Here is an 18,373-nt window from a genome sequence, read left to right on the forward strand (position 1 = left end):
GCCGCCCACGCCGGGGCGGCGACCCGACCCTCCGGAAGTAGACCTCCACCCGTGCGCAGCAAGCAGATCCTCCCCGTCGTGGTCCTCGCCGCCCTCGTGGCGTTCTTCCCGGTGCCGGCCTCGGCCGAACCCGACGAGAAGACCCTCGAATCCGACCTGGCCGAGGCCATCGACAAGGTCGCCGACGCCCAGGAGGCCGTCGACGCCGCCAACGCCCGCGCCGCCGAACTCGAGACGCGCATCACCGAGACCGAGGCGCAGTTCAACGAGCTCACCGCCGAACTCAACGAGTACGCCGTCTATCTGCACACCGAGGGCGACCTCCAGCAGACCAACGCGGTCCTCTCCTCCGAGGACACCCGCGACCTGGTCGACGCCATGACCTACTCGGGGTTCCTCGGCGGCGAGCGCGCCGCGCTCATGAACGAGGCCGGGGCCCTCCTCGACGAGCTCGAGGCCCAGCGCCAAGCGCACGCCGACGAGATCAAGACCGCCGAAGACGCCCTCGCCGACGCCGAGAAGGCCGCCGAAGACCTCGAGGAGCAGCTCGAGGAGTTGCGCGCCGAGGAGGCCGCCGGGCCCGGCTCGGACGGGGGCGCGCCCGCCGCCGAAGGCTACGGCGGCGACGGCGGCGGCTGCACCGAGGACGACCCCACCACCGACGGCTGCCTCACCCCGCGGACCCTGCACATGTACAACGAGACGATAGAGGCCGGCTTCGACCACTACGTCTCCTGCTACCGCTCGGGCGGGTCCGGTGAGCACCCGCTGGGCCGCGCCTGCGACTGGGCCGCCGACGAGTCCGGGTTCCAGAACGAGGACGCGTCCGGCGACGACAAGACCTACGGCGACCAGCTCGCCGCGTGGTACGTCAACAACGCCGACTCGCTCGGCGTCGAATACGTGATCTGGTACCGCGAGTTCTGGTCGCCGTCGTCGGGGTGGCGCTCCTACTCCGGTGCCGGCGGCGATCCCGCCTCCGACCACACCAACCACGTCCACGTCTCCATGCGCTAGAAGGCGATCGACATGACCAGCATCCGCGACCAGTATCTGCGCGCCGCCCGGGTCGCGCTCGCCCTCGCCGGGGACGACGCGGTGACCGGGCCTGGACCGGGTCGTCCGCGCTCGCCGGGTTCACCGTCGGCGGCCTCGCGGCGCACCTGCTCCAGCAGCTGACCTCCGTCACCGCGGCCCTCGCCGCCGACCATGAGGGCAAGGCGACCGTGACGTTGTTCGAGCATTACGACCGGGTCGCCTGGCTCGCGGCCGACATCGACAACGACTACAACACCGGCATCAGGGACGGCGGCGAGCGCGCCGCCGAAACCGGCGCCGCCGCGGTCGCGGCCGAGGCCGAGGCGGCGCTCGCCGGTCTCGAGGCCGCCCTGCCCGCGATGGAGGGCAGTGAGACCTCGGGGAACACGCGCTGGCCGTATGCGATGGGCCTGGACGACTTCCTGTGCACCCGGCTCATGGAGCTCGTCGTGCACAGCGACGACCTCGCCTACTCGGTCGGGATCGACACGCCCGTCTTCGACGAGGACGTGTTCGACACGGCGGCGTGGATGCTCGCGCGCCTGGCCGTCAAGCGCCACGGGCAGGCGGACCTGGTGCGGGCGCTGGCCAGGTCCGAGCGCGCCCCGGGGACGATCTCGGGACTGTGACGTCGGGCCCGGGCCGTTGGTGGCGGCTCGGCGGGTGTGCTACGGTTCGGCGCATGTCTTGGTCTGTTCGCAACTATTGGCGCTTTACGCCGGCTCCGGGTGGAGCCCGGCGCCTCGAGCGCTGACGAACGAACACACCCGGAGCCAACAAGGCAGCGACACGAGTCGCTGCCTTTCGTCGTCAGGCGGGCCGGCACCGGGAAGACCTCGAGTGGACAGGACCCGCCTCGCAACACAGATGGGAACCGCACTCCGATGACCACGCCCGCCGATCGCTCACCGCAGACCAGCGACCTGCGCGTCACCGCGTTCCAGCCGCTCGTCGCCCCGGCCGCCCTCCGCGCTGAGCTGCCGCTCGGGGCCGACCGCGCCGCGCTCGTCGAGCGCACCCGCCGCGAGGTCACGCACGTCCTCGACGGCACCGACGACCGCCTCCTGGTGGTCGTGGGTCCCTGCTCGGTCCACGACCCGGCCGCCGCGAAGGACTACGCGCAGCGCCTCGCGGCCGCTGCGGCGCCGCTGTCGGACGCGCTCATGGTCGTCATGCGCGTGTACTTCGAGAAGCCCCGCACCACGGTCGGGTGGAAGGGCCTGATCAACGACCCGCATCTGGACGGGACGCACGACGTCGAGCTGGGTCTGCGCACCGCTCGGCGCGTCCTGCTCGACGTCCTCGACACGGGTCTGCCGGTCGGGTGCGAGTTCCTGGAGCCGACCAGTCCGCAGCACATCGCCGACGCCGTCTCGTGGGGCGCGATCGGGGCCCGCACCACCGAGTCCCAGGTCCACCGGCAGCTCGCGTCGGGCCTGTCGATGCCGGTGGGGTTCAAGAACACCACTGACGGCGACCTGACCTCGGCGATCGACGGGTGCCGGGCGGCGGCCGGGGACCACGTGTTCTTCGGCGTGGACGAGGACGGGCGCGCCTCCATCGTCTCCACGAGTGGCAACCCGGACTGCCACATCATTCTGCGCGGCGGTCGCGGCGGCCCGAACTACAGCCCGGAGGACATTCGGGACGCGTTGGCGCTCTTGGCCAAGCACGGCATGCCGCAGCGGCTCGTGGTGGACGCCAGCCATGCCAACTCCGGCAAGGACCATGTGCGCCAGGGCGAGGTCGTGCGCGAGCTCGCGGCGCGGATCGCGGCGGGGGAGCAGGGCGTCGCCGGGTTGATGATCGAGAGCTTCATCGAACCGGGCCGCCAGGAGCCGGGCCCGCTCGACACCCTCGAGTACGGGAAGTCGGTCACCGACGCGTGCGTCGGCTGGGACGAGACCGCCGCGCTCCTGGGTGAGCTCGCCGACGCGGTCCGCACCGCCCGCGCCTGACAACACCAAGAGGCCCGCAGCATTTGGCTGCGGGCCTCTTCTTTGCGCTGTGGGCCTAGGCGATGCGGATGGTGTTCCAGGACATCGCGGGCAGCTCGACGAACGCGACGCCGTCCTTGACGGTGATATCGCCGTTGTCGACCGGGACGACCCGGTCCTGCTCGGCGAGGGTGTTCTTCGCGTTCGGGTCCGCGTCGGTCAGCGTCGAGCAGGTCAGGTCCGTTCGGCCCCCGAGCGAGGCGAGGTCGATCTCGAGCGTGAGGGGCGCTTCGAGGTCGCGGTTGACGGCGAAGACCGTGAAGGTGCCGTCCTCGTTCGCCACCGCGACCGAGTGGAGGGCGTCGACCGCGCCGTACTTCTCGGTCTCGAGCTGCGGTGAGGCGGCGTTGACGCGCAGCACCTTGCCGCGGCCGAACTTCGAGGCCTCGGCGAAGGGGTAGAACGTGGTCTGGCGCCACGCCGGCCCGTCGGGCTCGGTCATGATGGGCGCGATGACGTTCACCAGCTGCGCGAGGCAGGCGGCGGTGACGCGGTCGCAGCGGCGCAGGAGCGTGATCATGAGCGACCCGAAGACGACGGCGTCCATCGTCGAGTAGATGTTCTCGAGCTGGCGGGGGGCGACGGACCACGGTTCGTCGCGCTCGCCGGTGGGGGCGTCCTGGTACCAGACGTTCCACTCGTCGAAGGAGATGTTGATCTTCTTGTCGCTCTTGAGCTTCGCGCCGACGGCGTCGGCGGTGGCGGTGACGCCGTCGATGAACAGCTCCATGTCCTGCGCCGAGGCCATGAACGACTTGAAGTCGCCGTCGCGGGGCTGGTAGTAGGCGTGGGCGGAGATGTAGTCGACCGACTCGTAGGACTGGGTGAGCACTTCGGCCTCCCAGGCGCCGAATTCGGGCATGCCGCGGGAGGAGGAGCCGCAGGCGACGAGGTCGAGCTCGGGGTCGATGTACCGCATGGAGCGGGCGACCTGGTCGGCGGTGCGGCCGTATTCGTGGGCGGTCTTCTGGCCGATCTGCCAGGGGCCGTCCATCTCGTTGCCCAGGCACCACAGCTTGATGCCGTAGGGCTCCTCGTCGCCGTGGGAGCGGCGCAGGTCCGACCAGTAGGTGCCGCCGGGGTGGTTGGCGTACTCGAGGAGGTCCAGGGCCTCCTGCAGGCCGCGGGTGCCGAGGTTGACGGCCATGTTCGGCTCCACCCCGGTGGCGCGGCAGAACTTCATGAACTCGCCGAGGCCGAACTGGTTGGTCTCGGTGGTGCCCCAGGCGAGGTCGAGGCGGCGGGGGCGGTCCTCCTTGGGGCCGGTGCCGTCTTCCCAGCGGTAGCCGGAGACGAAGTTCCCGCCCGGGTAGCGCACCATGGTCGGGCCCAGTTCGGCGATGAGGTCGAGGACGTCCTGGCGCAGGCCGTCGGCGTTCGCGGTCGCGTGCCCGGGCTCGTAGATGCCGGTGTAGACGCACCGGCCCAGGTGCTCGACGAAGGAGCCGAACAGCCGCTCGGGCACGTCGGCGACGGTGAAGCGCGGATCGAACTCGATGCGCGCGGAGTGGTGCTCGGCCATTATCGCCTCCTGGAAGGGTTCATCTGCATCGTCGCCGGCGGCCCGGGGGGCGGCGCGAGCGCGCCGGGCCGGTTGTTGCGCCGACGCTACCAGACCCGAACTTTACCGTTACAGGAGCGGGGCGTCACCGACCCGCGCGCGTGCTACGGCTCCCGCGAGGTGGAGGCCCGTGCGACCAGTTCGGGCTGGAAGACCACGTTGCGGTGGGTGTGCCCCTCGCCCTCGCCGATCTCGTCGAACAGCAGCTGCGCGGCCGTGCGGCCCAACTGTGAGCGCGGCTGGCGGATCGAGGAGAGCGGCACCGCGGCGGCGGCGGCGAAGTCGATGTCGTCGTAGCCGATGATCGCGCACTCCTGGGGGACCTTGACGCCGTGCATCGTCAGCGCCTGGAGGGCGCCGAGCGCGACGAGGTCGTTGGCGCAGAACACGGCCGTGGGGCGCTCGTCGAGGCCGAGCATCTGCTCGACGGCCTCGCGCCCGGCCGCGAAGTTGAGGCCGGCGGTGGTGAAGACCTCGAGGGCGACGCCGCGCTCGTCGCAGACCTCGCGGCAGCCCGCGAGGCGGTCGGCGACCTGGGGGATGGAGGCGGGGCCGCCGACGAAGGCGATGCGGGCGTGGCCGCGGTCGGCGAGGTGGCCGGCGGCGAGGCGGCCGCCGTGGACGTCGTCGACGGCGACCGAGCAGTGGGGGTGGCGTCCGGCGCCGCGGTCGACGAGGACCAGGGGGATGTCGTGGCCGGAGAGGCGTTCGATCCAGGAGGCGGAGGTGTCGTCGACGGGGGTGATGAGCAGGCCGAGGACGCGCTGCTCTTCGAGGATCTCGAGGTGGCGGCGTTCGCGGCGGACGTCTTCGCCGGAGTCGCAGACGGTGACGACGCCGCCGGCGGACTCGATGAGGGGTTCGGCGCCGCGCACCACGTCGGTGAAGAACGGGTTGGCCACGTCCAGCACGACGACCGCGACGGTGCGCGAGCGCCCGGCCCGCAGTTGGCGGGCGGAGTCGTTGCGCACGTAGCCGAGTTCGGCGATGGCGGCCTGCACGCGGGAGCGGGTCTCCTCGGCGACGGCCTCGGGCCGGTTGAGCACGTTGGAGACCGTCCCGACCGACACGCCGGCGGCGCGCGCGACGTCCTTCATGCTGGTTGTGGTCATCGTCACCTCACGAATGCTGTCGGGAGCCCAGGGTAATGCAGGGGCGCGCATCGGGATCGACGGCTGTCGCTGCGGGTGGGCGCTCGGGCAACCGGTTGAAACGGTTCAACGGTGTAGCCGGAGCTTGAGGAGCATATACCGAACCGTGTTCGAATTTCTTCGTGGTCGCGCCTTGACAACCTGAGGCCCGAGGGTTTTAACTTATCGAAATCCCTTCATGAATCGATTCAAAATGTGTGCGGCCCTCACCGCCACGCCCCGCGAACACTCCCGAGGAGGAACCCCCTTGGCAGCCCCGACCAACGGCCTGCAAGCGCCTTCCAAGGCGCGCGTGTGCTTCACGCTCCGCGTCCGGCCCGACCGCCTCGACGAGTACCGCGAACGCCACGCCGCCGTCTGGCCCGACATGCTCGCCGCCCTCGCCGAGACCGGATGGACCAACTACTCCCTCTTCCTCGGCGACGACGGACTCCTCGTGGGCTACCTGGAGACCGACGACTTCGACGCCGCCCGCGCCGGCATGGCCCAGCGCGAGGTCAACGCCCGCTGGCAGGCCGAGATGGCCCCCTTCTTCGAAGGCACCGGCGGCGCCAACGCCGACGACGCCTTCACCGTCCTCCCCGAAGTGTTCAACCTCGAGACCCAACTGGCCCAGGCCGCCAACGAAGGAGCCGGCGAATGAGCGACCGCAGCACCACCGCCAAGCAGATCCTCGCCGCCCAGACCATCGAACTGCCCTCCTGGGCCTTCGGCAACTCCGGCACCCGCTTCAAAGTCTTCGCCCAACACGGCGTCCCCCGCGACCCCTACGAGAAGATCGCCGACGCCGCCCAGGTCAACCAGTACACCGGCGCCGCCGGCTCCGTCGCACTCCACATCCCCTGGGACAAAGCGGACGACTACGCCGCCCTCGCCGCCCACGCCGCCGACCTCGGCGTGCGCATCGGCACCATCAACTCCAACACCTTCCAAGACGACGCCTACATGCTCGGCTCCGTCTGCCACCCCGACCCCGCCGTCCGCCGCAAGGCCACCGACCACCTCCTCGAATGCGTCGACATCATGGACGCCACCGGCTCGACCGACCTCAAACTCTGGTTCGCCGACGGCACCAACTACCCCGGCCAGGACGCCATCGCCGACCGCCAGGCCCGCCTCGCCGACGTCCTCGCCGAGGTCTACGACCGCCTCGGCGACGACCAGCGCCTCCTGTTGGAGTACAAGCTGTTCGAGCCGTCGTTCTACACGATGGACGTCCCCGACTGGGGGACGGCGTACGCGCACTGCCTCAAGCTCGGACCGAAGGCGCAGGTGGTGATCGACACCGGGCACCATGCGCCGGGGACGAACATCGAGTTCATCGTGGCGGTGCTGCTGCGGGAGGGCAAGCTCGGCGGGTTCGACTTCAACTCGCGGTTCTACGCCGACGACGACTTGATGGTGGGTTCGGCGGATCCGTTCCAGCTGTTCCGGATCATGCACGAGCTGGCGCTGCGGGGCGTGGTGGGCCCGGATTCGGGGATCGCGTACATGCTCGACCAGTGCCACAACATCGAGCCGAAGATCCCCGGTCAGATCCGGTCGGTGATGAACGTGCAGGAGGCGACCGCGAAGGCGCTCCTGGTCGACACCGACGCGCTCGGCGAGGCGCAGGCCGCCGGAGATGTGCTGGGCGCCAACGCGGTCCTGATGGACGCCTACAACACCGATGTGCGCCCGCTCCTGGCCGAGCTCCGCGAGGAGCAGGGTCTGGACGCCGATCCGATGGCGGCGTACGCGGCGTCGGGGTATGCGGAGAAGATCCGGGCCGACCGCCAGGGCGGTCAGGCCGCCGGTTGGGGGGCGTAGTCGTGGGTGCGGTCGAGGATCTGATCGGCCGGTCGAACCGGCTGGGCGCGGACAAGCGGAACACGAATTTCGCGGGCGGGAACACGTCGGCGAAGGGGACCGAGATCGACCCGGTGACGGGTGCGCCGGTGGAGCTGCTGTGGGTCAAGGGTTCCGGGGGCGACCTGGGGACGCTGACGGCGGCGGGTCTGGCGGTGCTGCGGCTGGATCGGATGCGGGCCATGGCGGGCACGTATCCGGGTGTGGACGCCGAGGACGCGATGGTGGCGCGGTTCGACTTCTGCCTGCACGGGCGGGGCGGGGCGGCGCCGTCGATCGACACGGCGATGCACGGGCTCGTCGACGCGGCGCATGTGGACCATCTGCACCCTGACTCGGGGATCGCGTTCGCGACGGCCGCCGACGGCCCGGCTCTGACGAAGGCGTGCTTCGGCGACCGGGTCGTGTGGGTGGACTGGCGCCGGCCGGGATTCCAGCTGGGGCTGGACATCGCCGCGGTGAAGGCGGCGAATCCGCAGGCGATCGGGTGCATTCTCGGCGGGCACGGCATCACCGCCTGGGGCGACACGTCCGAGGCGTGCGAGGCGAACTCGCTGGAGATCATCCGCGGGTGCGAGGCGTTCATCGCCGAGCGCGGCAAGGCCGACCCGTTCGGGGCGCGCGTGGCCGAGCCCCTCGACGCCGAAGCGCGTGCGGCGCGGGCGGCGGCGCTCGCGCCGGTGATCCGGGGGCTGGTCTCGACCGATCGCCGCCAGGTCGGGCATTTCACCGACGACCCGGTCGTCCTCGATTTCCTCGCTTCGGAGCGGTTGGGCGAGCTGGCGGCTTTGGGCACGTCGTGCCCTGACCACTTCCTGCGCACGAAGGTGCGGCCGCTGGTGCTCGAGACCGCTGCGGCGCAGCCGCTTGCGGAGGTCATCGCGCACCTCCGGGAACGCCACGCGGCCTACCGGGAGGACTACCGGGCCTACTACGAGCGGTTCGCGACGCCGGAGTCGCCGGCGATGCGCGGCGCGGACCCGGCGATCGTGCTCGTGCCCGGTGTCGGCATGTTCTCGTTCGGGCCCGACAAGCAGACCGCGCGCGTGGCGGGGGAGTTCTACGTCAACGCGATCAACGTGATGCGCGGGGCCGAGGCGATCTCCCGGTACCACCCGATCGCCGAGGCGGAGAAGTTCCGCATCGAGTACTGGGACCTCGAAGAGGCCAAGCTGCGGCGGATGCCGAAGCCCAAGCCGCTCGCGGGACGGGTCGCGTTCGTGACCGGCGCGGCCGGCGGCATCGGCAAGGCCACCGCCGAGCGGTTCGCGGCCGAGGGCGCGTGCGTCGTCATCGCCGACCTCGACCTGGCGAAAGCCGAGGCGGCGGCGGCCGAGATCGGGACCGCCGACGCCGCGATCGGTGTGGCCTGCGACGTGACCGACGAAGCGGCGATCGCCGCCGCACTGGACGCGGCCGCGCTGGCGTTCGGCGGGGTCGACCTGGTCGTGAACAACGCGGGGCTGTCGCTGTCGAAGCCGCTGCTGGAGACGACCGCCGCGGACTGGGACCTGCAGCACGACGTGATGGCGAAAGGCTCGTTCCTCGTCTCCCGCGAGGCCGCCCGGGTCATGATCGCCCAGGGCCTGGGCGGAGACATCGTCTACATCGCGTCGAAGAACTCGGTGTTCGCCGGCCCCAACAACATCGCCTACTCCGCCACGAAAGCCGACCAGGCCCACCAGGTGCGGCTCCTCGCCGCCGAACTGGGCGAGCACGGCATCCGCGTCAACGGCGTCAACCCCGACGGCGTCGTCCGCGGCTCCGGGATCTTCGCCTCCGGCTGGGGCGCCAACCGCGCCGCCGTCTACGGCGTCGAGGAATCCGAGCTCGGCAAGTACTACGCCGGGCGCACCCTCCTCAAGAAAGAGGTGCTGCCCTCCTCGGTCGCCGACGCCGTCTACGCGCTCGTCGGCCCCGACCTGGGCCTGACCACCGGCGTCCACCTCCCCGTGGACTCGGGCAACCCGCAAGGATTCCTGCGGTGACCGTCCTCGCCGCCGTCGACCTGGGCGCGTCCTCCGGGCGCGTCATGGCCGCCCATGTCGACGGGGACCGGATCCGCCTCGCCGAGGCCGCCCGGTTCCCCAACCGGGCGGTCCCGGTCCACGGCCGCCTCCACTGGGACGTCCTCGGCCTGTGGTCGGGGATCCTCGAGGGACTGCGGGCCGTGGGCGACGCCGTCGCGGTCGGCGTCGACTCCTGGGCCGTCGACTACGGCCTCCTCGACGCCGACGGGCGCCTGATGGGCAACCCCGTCTGCTACCGCGACGCCCGCAACGCGCCCGCCCGCGACCGGCTCCTCGCCGCGCTCGACCCCGCGGACCTGTTCGCGCGCACCGGCATCCAGCACCAGCCGTTCAACACGCTGTTCCAGCTCGCAGCCGAGGACCCGCACGCGCTCGACCGCGCCGACCGGCTCCTCCTCATCCCCGACCTCATCGGGTACTGGCTCTCGGGCGCCAGCGCGTGCGAGGCCACGAACGCGTCCACGACCGGCCTGGTGGACCAGGGCACGGGGACGTGGCGGCACGAGTTGTGCTCGGCGGCGGGTTGCCGCGCGGACCTGCTCGGGTCGATCACTCCCACCGGTACGGTGCTCGGCGCGGTTCTGCCCGAGGTCGCCGCGGTCACCGGCCTCGCGCCGTCCACGGCGTACGTTGCGACGGCGAGTCATGACACGGCCGCGGCGGTCGCCGCGGTGCCCTATGCGGGCGACGGGGCCGCGTACATCTCTTGCGGCACTTGGTCGCTCGTCGGGGTGGAGCGGCCATCCCCGATCACCACGCCTGATGCGTTGGCGGCCGGGTTCACGAACGAGCGGAGCGCTGACGGTGGGATCCGCTTCCTGCGCAATGTCGCCGGGCTGTGGCTGCTGAGCGAGTCGGTCGGCGCTTGGCGCCGTGAGGGTCGTGATGTGGCGCTCGGTGACCTTCTTGCCGGGGCCGGGCGGTGCGAGCGGTTGCGTTCGGTGGTGGACCCTGACGATGCCCGGTTCGCCGGCCCCGGCGACATGCCGGCGCGGATTCGCGCCTATTGCGCGGAGACCGGTCAGCCGGTCCCTGAGACGCCTGCGGCGGTGGCGGCGTGCGTGCTCGATTCGCTCGCGCTGGCCCATCGGCGCGCCCTCGACGATCTCGAGGCCTTGACGGGTGATCCGATCTCGACGGTGCACATTGTCGGGGGCGGGGCGAACAACGCGCTGCTGTGCCAGTTGACGGCCGACGCCACGGGGCGCGTGGTGCTGGCCGGTCCCGACGAGGCCACCGCTCTGGGCAATGCCCTCGTCCAAGCCCAAGCGCTGGGTCTGATCGCGGCGGGCCCCGAGGCCCGTCGCGCCGCCGCTCGCGCCTCCGCACGTCCGCGCCGCTTCGAACCCCGAGGGCCGCAAGACCCTTGGGTGCGAGCGGCGGCGCGGTTCACGACCGCCCCCGTCGCCTGACGGCACTGTCCGGTCGGGCGGCCGGCGAATCGAATAGATCCCGAAGGCCCGCCCCTCGGGTGGGACCCCTCTTATATAGAAGGAGCAAGTCAACGATGATGCGCAATCCTCACGGCCTCCGGCGCCGCTCACTCCTCACCGGTGCTTCGGCCGCGGCGGTCCTCGCCGCCGCTGCCGCGTGCGGCGAGGACGGGCCGGCCGGCACGGCCGACGACCCGATCGAGATCAGCTTCGAGTGGTGGGGCGACCAGACGCGCGCCGACATCACCAAGGAGGCGGTCGCGCTCTTCGAGCAGAAGAACGTCGGCATCAAGGTGAAGATGAACTTCGCCGACTTCCCGACCTACTGGGAGGGCATGACCGGCCGTATGGCCTCGCAGGACCTGCCCGACGTGTTCCAGATGGACTACTCGCGGCTGCGGCAGTTCGGGACCTCCGGGCTGCTGCTGCCCCTCGAGGGCGTCGTCAAGACCGACGACTTCCGTGAGGGGTTCCTCGAGACGGCGAAGCTCGACGGCAAGCTCATCGCCGTGCCGGCCGCGGGGAACACCCTCGGTCTGATCTACCGCGCGGACTGGTTCGAGGCGCACGGCGTGGCGACGCCCGCGCCCGGTTACAGCTGGGACGCCTACAAGGCCGACATCGCCACCGTCACCGCCGGTCTCGGCGGCGGGAAGTGGGGCGGCGGCGACTGGGCCGGCCAGTACCACTTCATGGAGCTGTGGCTGCGTCAGCAGGGCGGCTCGTTCTACACCGAGGACGGCAAGGCGATCGCGTTCGACCAGGCCAAGCTCGCCGAATGGTGGCAGACCACGGCCGACCTGTACGCGGCCGGGGACGTCCCGCCGGTCGAGACGACGATCGAATGGGTCGAGGGCGGGCTCGTGCAGGACCTGCTCGCGTCCGAGATCGGCTGGGACAACTTCATGCCCGGCTTCTCGCCGACGGTGGAGGCCAATGGCGGGACGCTCGCGCTCACCGCGCCGCCGTCGCTGGACCCGGACAACCTGGGCCTGTACCTCAAGCCCTCGATGCAGTTCGTGATCGCGGCCGCCACGGAGCAGGCCGAGGCTTCGGCGAAGCTCGTGGACTTCCTCCTCGGCGACCCGGAGGCGATCAAGATCCTGGGTACCAGCCGCGGTATCCCGGCGACCAACACCGGATTGGCGAACGTCGAGCTCGATGCGGCCTCGCAGGCCGTCATCGACTACGAGGCGTCGGTGGCGCAGTACCTCACGTCGCCGCCGCCGGCCCCGCCGGCGGCGACGGGTGCGATCGAGGTCAAGTTCGGTGAGTTGTACCAGCAGGTCCAGTACGGCGAGATGACGCCGGACGAGGCCGCCGCGCTGTTCTTCACCGAGGCTGAGACCCTCCTGGCGAACGAGCAGTAACCCACCCGGCCGGGCTTCGCCTCGGCAAGGCATATCGACAGAGCCACCGCTTCGGCTCGCAAGCTCCACCGAAGGAATCCTCACCGTGTCAGCTTCTCCCTCCACGACCGCGCCACCCGCGGCCACCGGGGCCGGAGCGCCGCCCGCGGGCGGGAGCCGGGGGGCGGCCAAGCGCCGCACCCCGCCCTCCCGCCGCGGCGAGCGGCTCGTCGGCTACACCTTCATGACCCCCTGGATCATCGGGTCGCTCGTCTTCACCGTCGGTCCGATGCTGTGGTCGCTGTACCTGTCGTTCACCGACTACCATCTGCTGCTCGGCGGCGAGTTCATCGGCCTGGAGAACTACGCGGCGATGTTCGACGACCCGATGTTCGGCCGGGCCGTCAAGGTGACCTTGCTGTACGTGCTGCTGGCCGTGCCGCTCAAGCTCATCGCCTCGCTCGCCGTCGCGATGCTTCTGACCCAGTCGCGGCGGGGCATCGGCTTTTACCGGGCGGCGTTCTACATGCCCTCGCTGATCGCCATGAGCGTCGGCATCGCCATCGTCTGGAAGGCCCTGTTCGCCGGCGGCGGCCCGCAGGACCAGTTCATGTCCTGGTTCGGCTGGGAGGGCGGGGGGTTCATCGGCAACCCGTCCGTGTCGATCCTCATGCTCGTCCTGCTGTCGGTGTGGACCTTCGGCGCGCCCATGGTCATCTTTATGGCCGGGCTCCTCCAGGTCCCTTCGGAGCTGCACGAGGCCGCCGAAGTGGACGGCGCCGGGAAATGGCACCGGTTCGTGCACATCACGATCCCGATGCTCTCCCCGGTCATCTTCTTCAACGTGCTCATGGAGACCGTGCACGCCTTCCAGCTGTTCGGGCCGGCGTTCATCATCGGCGGCACCGCGGGCGGCCCGGCCTGGTCGACCCTGTTCTACACCGTGCGCATCTACGCGCTGGCCTTCGTGGACCTGCGGATGGGCTACGCGTCCGCGTGGGCGTGGGTCCTGGTGCTCGCCGTCGGCGCGGTCACGCTCGTCATGTTCCGCGCCGCCAAGAACCTCGTCTACTACGCGGGGGAGGACAACCGATGACCGGCACCACCGCCGTGCCGCGGGTGATCGCGCGCAAGCGGCGCACCCCGGCCGCCCGGGTCAGATCCGTGATCTGGCACGTCGCGCTCCTGGCCGTCCTCGTGGTCGTCCTCTACCCCGCGTTCTGGGTCCTGACCGCCGCGGTCAAGCCGAACGCCGAGATCCTCACCAGCATCTCGCCGATCCCGACCTCGATCACGTGGGAGCACTTCGCGTCGGCGTTCGACGGCATGGCGGGGATCCCGCTGTGGCGGTTCTTCTGGAACTCGTTCGTCATCGCCGCGCTCTCGGTGGTCGGCATCGTCGCCTCCTGCTCGATCACCGCCTACGCGCTGGGGCGGCTCGAGTTCCCCGGCCGGAAGGCGATGTTCGCCGTCGTGATCGCGACCCTGCTCCTGCCCGGGCAGGTCATGCTCATCCCGCAGTACCTGATCTTCTCCGAGATGGACGTCGTCAACACGATCTTCCCCCTGGTCATCGGGAAGTTCCTGGGCCTGGACGCGTTCTTCGTGTTCATGTACGTCCAGTTCCTGCGCGGCATCCCCCGCGAGCTCGACCAGGCCGCGACCATCGACGGCGCCGGGCACTTCCGGATCTTCTTCTCGATCATGCTGCCGCTGCTGCGTCCGGCGATCGTGACCTCGTCGATCTTCACGTTCATCTGGTCGTGGAACGACTTCATGGGGCCCTTGATCTACCTGCACGAGATCGAGAAGTTCCCGCTGCCGCGACTGCTGCAGTCCTACAACAACACCGAAGCGGTCTCCAACTACGGCGGCATGATGGCCATGACGCTGCTCTCGCTCGTCCCGGTGGTGCTGTTCTTCCTGGTGTTCCAGAAGTTCCTCATCAAGGGGATCGCCACCTCGGGTGTGAAGGGCTAGCGTGGCGAGCGTGGCACGACGACGGCAGGCGTTCGGCGAGGGGTTCGCGCTCCTGGCCGAATGCCTGCTGACGGGCGCCTGGCTCGTCCTCGCGGCGCTGCCGGTGGTGACGCTCCCGGCCGCGCTGGCCGCCGCCGCGCGGCACCTCGCGGCGTACGTCGACGGCGAGCCGACCGGTTGGCGCGGCTACTGGGCGGACTTCCGGGCCGCCTGGCGCGGCTCCTGGCGGACCGGCCTGGCCGTCATCGGCGCGGGCCTGCTCTTGGCGCTGAACCTGGCCGTCCTCGCCCAGGAAGGCGTCCCCGGCCGGCCCGGGTTCGCCCTGGCCACCGTCATCGTCGCCGGTCTGGCCGCGACCGTGCTCCTGCGGGCCGCGGCCGCCTGGACGCCCGGGGTGCGGTGGCGGTCCCTGTTCGCCGGCGCGGTCGAGGAGACCCGCGCCGACGCTTCGGGCACCGGCATCCTCTTGGGCGGCATCGCCGTCCTCGCGGCGTGCGCGTGGGCGCTGTGGCTCCTGGTCGTCCCCATGAGCGGCTGCCTCATCGGCGCCGCCGTGGCCGTCCGCCGCCGCCGCGCCGCGCGCGACGAGGAGGCCCGCCCCGGCGCCTGAACGCCCCTTCGCGCCTTTCGCCCGCCCCCGTGCCGGTCCGCGAGGACCGGCCCGGGGTTGTTTCCTGTCACGTTTTCGACACCGCCCCCGCCCCCGCCGAGTCCTCAGGGGACGGTGTTTCGCAAGGTCCCGCTCGAAACGACCCCGTCAGGTGCGATGCGCCGCGCGTGCATCAGCGCCCAAATTCCGGGGTACAGGTGTCGGAGGCTCCGGTTAGAATCCAGATACACCCACCGAACCGGACGCACCGCGCTTCCAACGAGCAGACGAACCGCCCGCCGCACCTGGCGGGCGAGAGGAGACGACCCCGGGCGCGCCGCCGCACACGCGGCAGCGGGCCCCCGAGAGGACCGCCTTGAGCAAACCAGCAGCAGCGCCGCTCCCCGGTTGGGGCGTCTGGACGTGGCCCAACCTCGTCACCGCCGTGCGCCTCCTCGGCATCCCGCTGGTGTGCTACCTCCTCCTGGCCACCGAGTTCTACTGGCAGGCCGCGATCATCCTCGCCGTAGGCGGCGGCACCGACTGGGTCGACGGCCAACTCGCCCGCCGCCTGGGCCAGGTCTCCAAACTCGGGCGCCTCCTCGACCCCTTCGTCGACCGGCTCTACATCCTCAGCTCACTGCTCATGCTCACCTTCCTGGGCCTGCTGCCGTGGCTGTTCGCCATCGTCGTCCTCCTGCGCGACGCGGTCATGGTCTCCATGGTCATCGTCCTGCGCTGGCACGGCTTCGCGCCCCCCCAAGTGCACTTCCTCGGCAAATGCGCCACCGCGATGGTGTTCATGTCCTTCCCCGTGCTCGTCATCGCCGGCCTCGTCGCCGACGCCGACGCCTGGGCCGCCCCGCTGGGCTGGGCCCTCGCCTGGTGGGGCCTGGGCCTGTACTGGCTCGCCGCGATCGTCTACCTGCGCCAAGCCGCCGGCCTCCTGCGCGCCGGCCGCCCGCAGCCGCGCGTCGCCGCATAACGCCCGCAGCGCCGATGATCACGAGCCGCGGCCCCGCCGCAGGCCGCCCGCGCCCGGGCGATACGGTCATGATCGTCCGACCCGCCGCCCGGCGGGGTTTCCAAGAGGGGAGCGCCAGGTGATTCCGGAGCAACTGCGTTACACCGCGGAGCACGAGTGGGTCGAGGTGCGCGAAGGCAACGTGCTGCGCATCGGCATCACCGATTTCGCGCAGAACGCGCTCGGCGACGTCGTCTTCGTGCAGCTTCCGGAGGCGAACACCGAGGTGCGGGCCGGTGACGTGGTCGGCGAAGTCGAGTCGACCAAGAGCGTCTCCGACGTGTACGCTCCGTTGACCGGTAAGATTCTTGCGTGCAATGACGAATTGTCGGAATCCCCGGAATTGGTGAACAGCGACCCCTATGCGGCGGGCTGGATGTTCGACATCGAAGTCGAGGATGCCGGCTCGCTCACTGCTTTGCTCGACGCCGGTGCGTATGCGAAGCTTACGGAGTGACCAGAGGGTCCAGACTTGTAGAAGGTGGCAATCCATGACGCGTTCGAATGACGAGTTCCCTCCGCCGGATGTTACGGCCACGATGAACCTGTCGGCGCTCCAGGAGAGCGGCGAGGTCGACGCGGAGACGAACGCCGCGAACTTGGCGAGCTCGCTTCCCGCGGGAACCGCTTTGCTGCTGGTCAGGCGCGGCCCGAACGCGGGCGCGCGCTTCCTGCTCAATCAGGAGGTCACCACCTCCGGGCGGCATCCCGATTCCGATATCTTCCTCGATGACGTGACCGTCTCGCGGCGCCACGCCGAATTCCACCGCGACGCGAACGGATTCACCGTCCGCGACGTCGGCAGCCTCAACGGCACCTACGTCAACCGCGAACGCGTGGAGACCGCGGGCCTCGGCAACGGCGACGAGGTCCAGATCGGCAAATTCCGCCTCGTGTTCGTCAGCGGCCCCAAACTGGCCGCGGCCTAGCCCGCTCGAACCCCCGGCGACCGCCCCGCGGCCGCCGACCACGAGTAGGCTGAACAGTCTCGAGGACCCGCCCGGGGCCGCCCCGGCGCGGGTCCGTTCCAGTCACGGCACCCGATGGAGGCGTACCGGTGCGGATGATGACCGTAGTCGGGGTCCGCGTGGAACTCCCGAGCAACCAGCCGGTGGTCCTGCTCAAAGAGGCCGAAGGCCACCGGTACCTGCCCATCTGGATCGGCACCGTCGAAGCCGCCGCCATCGCCTACCAGCAGCAGGACGTGCAGCTCTCCCGCCCCCTCACCCACGACCTCATGCGCGACGTCCTCGACGCCCTCGACGTCACCCTCACCGCCGTCGAGATCACCGAACTGCGCGACACCGTCTACTTCGCCGAACTCGTCCTCGACGGCCGCACCCGCGTCTCCTCCCGCTCCTCCGACGCCATCGCCCTCGCCCTGCGCGCCGAAGCCCCCATCTGGTGCGCCGACGCCGTCCTCGACGAAGCCGGCGTCGTCCTCCCCGACACCCAAGAGGACGAAGTGGAGAAGTTCCGCGAATTCCTCGAAGAGGTCACGCCCGAGGACTTCGGCGAAAGCCAGTAGCGACCCCGGCGACCTGCCGAAGTTTTCTCTCGTTCAGCCCATGGTGGAGGGTCCGCCGGTTACGCTCGGCTGCATCACCGGCAACAGGGGAGGAAGCCATGGACGCCCACAGTGAACCCGCAGGCCGCCCGGTCGTCCCCCCCAACCAGATCCGCGGCTGGAGGGGCACCGCCGCCTGCCGCGTCGTCGGCATCTCCTACCGCCAACTCGACTACTGGGCCCGCACCGGCCTCGTCGAACCCTCCATCCGCCGCGCCTCGGGCTCGGGCTCCAACCGCCTCTACTCCTTCCGCGACATCATCGTCCTCAAAGTCATCAAACGCCTCCTCGACGCCGGCGTCTCCCTCCAGAACATCCGCAAAGCCGTCGACGCCCTCCGCTCCCGCGGCGTCAAGGACCTCGCCGAGATCACCCTCATGTCCGACGGCTCCACCGTCTACGAATGCCGCTCCGCCGGCGAGGTCATCGACCTCCTCCGCGGCGGCCAAGGCGTCTTCGGCATCGCCGTGCGCACCACCGTCACCGAAGTCATGGGCCGCCTCGCCACCCTCCCCGGCGAAGCCCCCGTCAAAGCCCCCACCCGCCTCCACCCGCCCGAGCAGACCCAAGCGCACCACACCGGGACCGTGCCCGGTCGCCGACGCACCGCCTCCTGACCTACCATGGCCGCAGAGCCGGAAAACCGGGCGGGAGAGATCGTGGGCCACATGCGCTCCACGGCACCGAAGGGGCAAGTCCCTCGCTTCAAACTCTCAGGTACCAGGACCGCCCGGAATTGGCCGCTCTGGAGCCCGCACACGCGCAGGTGACAGACGAGGGGACCGCTACAGCCGTCGACCTGTCAC

18 protein-coding genes and 1 riboswitch are annotated in these 18,373 nt (G+C 70.5%); of the genes, 16 read left to right on the plus strand and 2 right to left on the minus strand.

From position 1 onward, the window contains the following. Positions 1–51: 51 nt before the first annotated feature. From AB0K52_RS09315 to AB0K52_RS09325, 3 genes are all read left to right on the plus strand, one after another. Positions 52–1,017 (plus strand): hypothetical protein, encoded by a 966-nt coding sequence (locus tag AB0K52_RS09315; RefSeq protein WP_363528551.1) that lies wholly within the window; start codon positions 52–54, stop codon positions 1,015–1,017. Then, a complete protein-coding gene (locus AB0K52_RS09320) occupies positions 942–1,667 on the plus strand; it encodes a maleylpyruvate isomerase N-terminal domain-containing protein (protein WP_363528554.1) in 726 nt (241 codons plus the stop codon). Before AB0K52_RS09315 ends, AB0K52_RS09320 begins: the two co-directional genes overlap by 76 nt. Positions 1,668–1,922: 255 nt before the next feature. Further along, positions 1,923–2,996, plus strand: a complete 1,074-nt coding sequence (locus AB0K52_RS09325) for a 3-deoxy-7-phosphoheptulonate synthase (RefSeq protein WP_363528557.1) — start codon at positions 1,923–1,925, stop codon at positions 2,994–2,996. 55 nt (positions 2,997–3,051) lie between these two features. Here AB0K52_RS09325 and AB0K52_RS09330 read toward each other — a convergent pair whose 3' ends face one another. Together AB0K52_RS09330 and AB0K52_RS09335 are read right to left on the minus strand one after the other, a co-directional pair. Continuing rightward, positions 3,052–4,557 carry an alpha-N-arabinofuranosidase gene (locus AB0K52_RS09330; RefSeq protein WP_363528560.1) on the minus strand — a complete coding sequence of 502 codons (1,506 nt, stop codon included), beginning with the start codon at positions 4,555–4,557 and terminating at the stop codon, positions 3,052–3,054. Between the two features lie 143 nt (positions 4,558–4,700). Then, a complete protein-coding gene (locus tag AB0K52_RS09335) occupies positions 4,701–5,708 on the minus strand; it encodes a LacI family DNA-binding transcriptional regulator (RefSeq protein WP_363528563.1) in 1,008 nt (335 codons plus the stop codon). A 286-nt stretch (positions 5,709–5,994) separates the two neighbouring features. Between AB0K52_RS09335 and AB0K52_RS09340 the strand changes: the two genes are divergently transcribed. The 13 genes from AB0K52_RS09340 (at position 5,995) to AB0K52_RS09400 (ending at position 18,184) form a co-directional block, all read left to right on the plus strand. Beyond that, entirely contained in the window at positions 5,995–6,390 is a 396-nt protein-coding gene (locus AB0K52_RS09340; protein ID WP_363528565.1) for an L-rhamnose mutarotase, read from the plus strand. Further along, a complete protein-coding gene (rhaI, locus tag AB0K52_RS09345; RefSeq protein WP_363528568.1) occupies positions 6,387–7,556 on the plus strand; it encodes an L-rhamnose isomerase in 1,170 nt (389 codons plus the stop codon). The genes AB0K52_RS09340 and rhaI overlap by 4 nt, the downstream gene beginning before the upstream one ends. Before the next feature lie 2 nt (positions 7,557–7,558). Next, on the plus strand, positions 7,559–9,583 hold the full coding sequence (locus AB0K52_RS09350) for a bifunctional aldolase/short-chain dehydrogenase (protein ID WP_363528571.1): 2,025 nt from the start codon (positions 7,559–7,561) through the stop codon (positions 9,581–9,583). Beyond that, complete coding sequence (locus AB0K52_RS09355) at positions 9,580–11,037, plus strand: rhamnulokinase family protein (protein WP_363528574.1); 1,458 nt, start codon at positions 9,580–9,582, stop codon at positions 11,035–11,037. The genes AB0K52_RS09350 and AB0K52_RS09355 overlap by 4 nt, the downstream gene beginning before the upstream one ends. A gap of 95 nt (positions 11,038–11,132) precedes the next feature. Then, a complete protein-coding gene (locus tag AB0K52_RS09360; protein ID WP_363528577.1) occupies positions 11,133–12,428 on the plus strand; it encodes an extracellular solute-binding protein in 1,296 nt (431 codons plus the stop codon). Between the two features lie 85 nt (positions 12,429–12,513). Then, positions 12,514–13,503: a sugar ABC transporter permease gene (locus tag AB0K52_RS09365; RefSeq protein ID WP_363528580.1), complete on the plus strand. Its 990-nt coding sequence runs from the start codon at positions 12,514–12,516 to the stop codon at positions 13,501–13,503. Beyond that, the gene (locus tag AB0K52_RS09370; RefSeq protein WP_363528583.1) at positions 13,500–14,387 is read left to right on the plus strand and encodes a carbohydrate ABC transporter permease; all 888 of its coding nucleotides are present in this window, start codon (positions 13,500–13,502) and stop codon (positions 14,385–14,387) included. The genes AB0K52_RS09365 and AB0K52_RS09370 overlap by 4 nt, the downstream gene beginning before the upstream one ends. A gap of 10 nt (positions 14,388–14,397) precedes the next feature. Continuing rightward, the gene (locus AB0K52_RS09375) at positions 14,398–14,997 is read left to right on the plus strand and encodes a DUF624 domain-containing protein (RefSeq protein ID WP_363528586.1); all 600 of its coding nucleotides are present in this window, start codon (positions 14,398–14,400) and stop codon (positions 14,995–14,997) included. Between the two features lie 355 nt (positions 14,998–15,352). Next, positions 15,353–15,961: a CDP-alcohol phosphatidyltransferase family protein gene (locus AB0K52_RS09380; RefSeq protein WP_363528589.1), complete on the plus strand. Its 609-nt coding sequence runs from the start codon at positions 15,353–15,355 to the stop codon at positions 15,959–15,961. Positions 15,962–16,079: 118 nt separating this feature from the next. Next, positions 16,080–16,457 carry a glycine cleavage system protein GcvH gene (gene gcvH, locus AB0K52_RS09385; protein WP_363528592.1) on the plus strand — a complete coding sequence of 126 codons (378 nt, stop codon included), beginning with the start codon at positions 16,080–16,082 and terminating at the stop codon, positions 16,455–16,457. 34 nt (positions 16,458–16,491) lie between these two features. Beyond that, positions 16,492–16,929, plus strand: a complete 438-nt coding sequence (locus tag AB0K52_RS09390; RefSeq protein ID WP_208495044.1) for an FHA domain-containing protein — start codon at positions 16,492–16,494, stop codon at positions 16,927–16,929. Between the two features lie 128 nt (positions 16,930–17,057). Beyond that, positions 17,058–17,528 (plus strand): bifunctional nuclease family protein, encoded by a 471-nt coding sequence (locus tag AB0K52_RS09395; protein WP_310286585.1) that lies wholly within the window; start codon positions 17,058–17,060, stop codon positions 17,526–17,528. Positions 17,529–17,626: 98 nt separating this feature from the next. Next, positions 17,627–18,184 carry a MerR family transcriptional regulator gene (locus AB0K52_RS09400; protein WP_363528595.1) on the plus strand — a complete coding sequence of 186 codons (558 nt, stop codon included), beginning with the start codon at positions 17,627–17,629 and terminating at the stop codon, positions 18,182–18,184. A gap of 21 nt (positions 18,185–18,205) precedes the next feature. After that, a riboswitch (glycine riboswitch) is annotated at positions 18,206–18,306 on the plus strand. Positions 18,307–18,373 lie beyond the last annotated feature (67 nt).

It is taken from the genome of Glycomyces sp. NPDC049804 (assembly GCF_040674615.1).
Classification (GTDB): domain Bacteria; phylum Actinomycetota; class Actinomycetes; order Mycobacteriales; family Micromonosporaceae; genus Glycomyces; species Glycomyces niveus.

Excerpts from the sequence above, each read along its gene's own strand:
- AB0K52_RS09325 (WP_363528557.1), top strand. The coding sequence starts at position 1,923 with ATGACCACGCCCGCCGATCGCTCACCGCAGACCAGCGACCTGCGCGTC.
- AB0K52_RS09330 (WP_363528560.1), bottom strand. The coding sequence starts at position 4,557 with ATGGCCGAGCACCACTCCGCGCGCATCGAGTTCGATCCGCGCTTCACC.
- AB0K52_RS09335 (WP_363528563.1), bottom strand. The coding sequence starts at position 5,708 with ATGACCACAACCAGCATGAAGGACGTCGCGCGCGCCGCCGGCGTGTCG.
- rhaI (WP_363528568.1), top strand. The coding sequence starts at position 6,387 with ATGAGCGACCGCAGCACCACCGCCAAGCAGATCCTCGCCGCCCAGACC.
- AB0K52_RS09360 (WP_363528577.1), top strand. The coding sequence starts at position 11,133 with ATGATGCGCAATCCTCACGGCCTCCGGCGCCGCTCACTCCTCACCGGT.
- AB0K52_RS09370 (WP_363528583.1), top strand. The coding sequence starts at position 13,500 with ATGACCGGCACCACCGCCGTGCCGCGGGTGATCGCGCGCAAGCGGCGC.
- AB0K52_RS09390 (WP_208495044.1), top strand. The coding sequence starts at position 16,492 with ATGACGCGTTCGAATGACGAGTTCCCTCCGCCGGATGTTACGGCCACG.
- AB0K52_RS09400 (WP_363528595.1), top strand. The coding sequence starts at position 17,627 with ATGGACGCCCACAGTGAACCCGCAGGCCGCCCGGTCGTCCCCCCCAAC.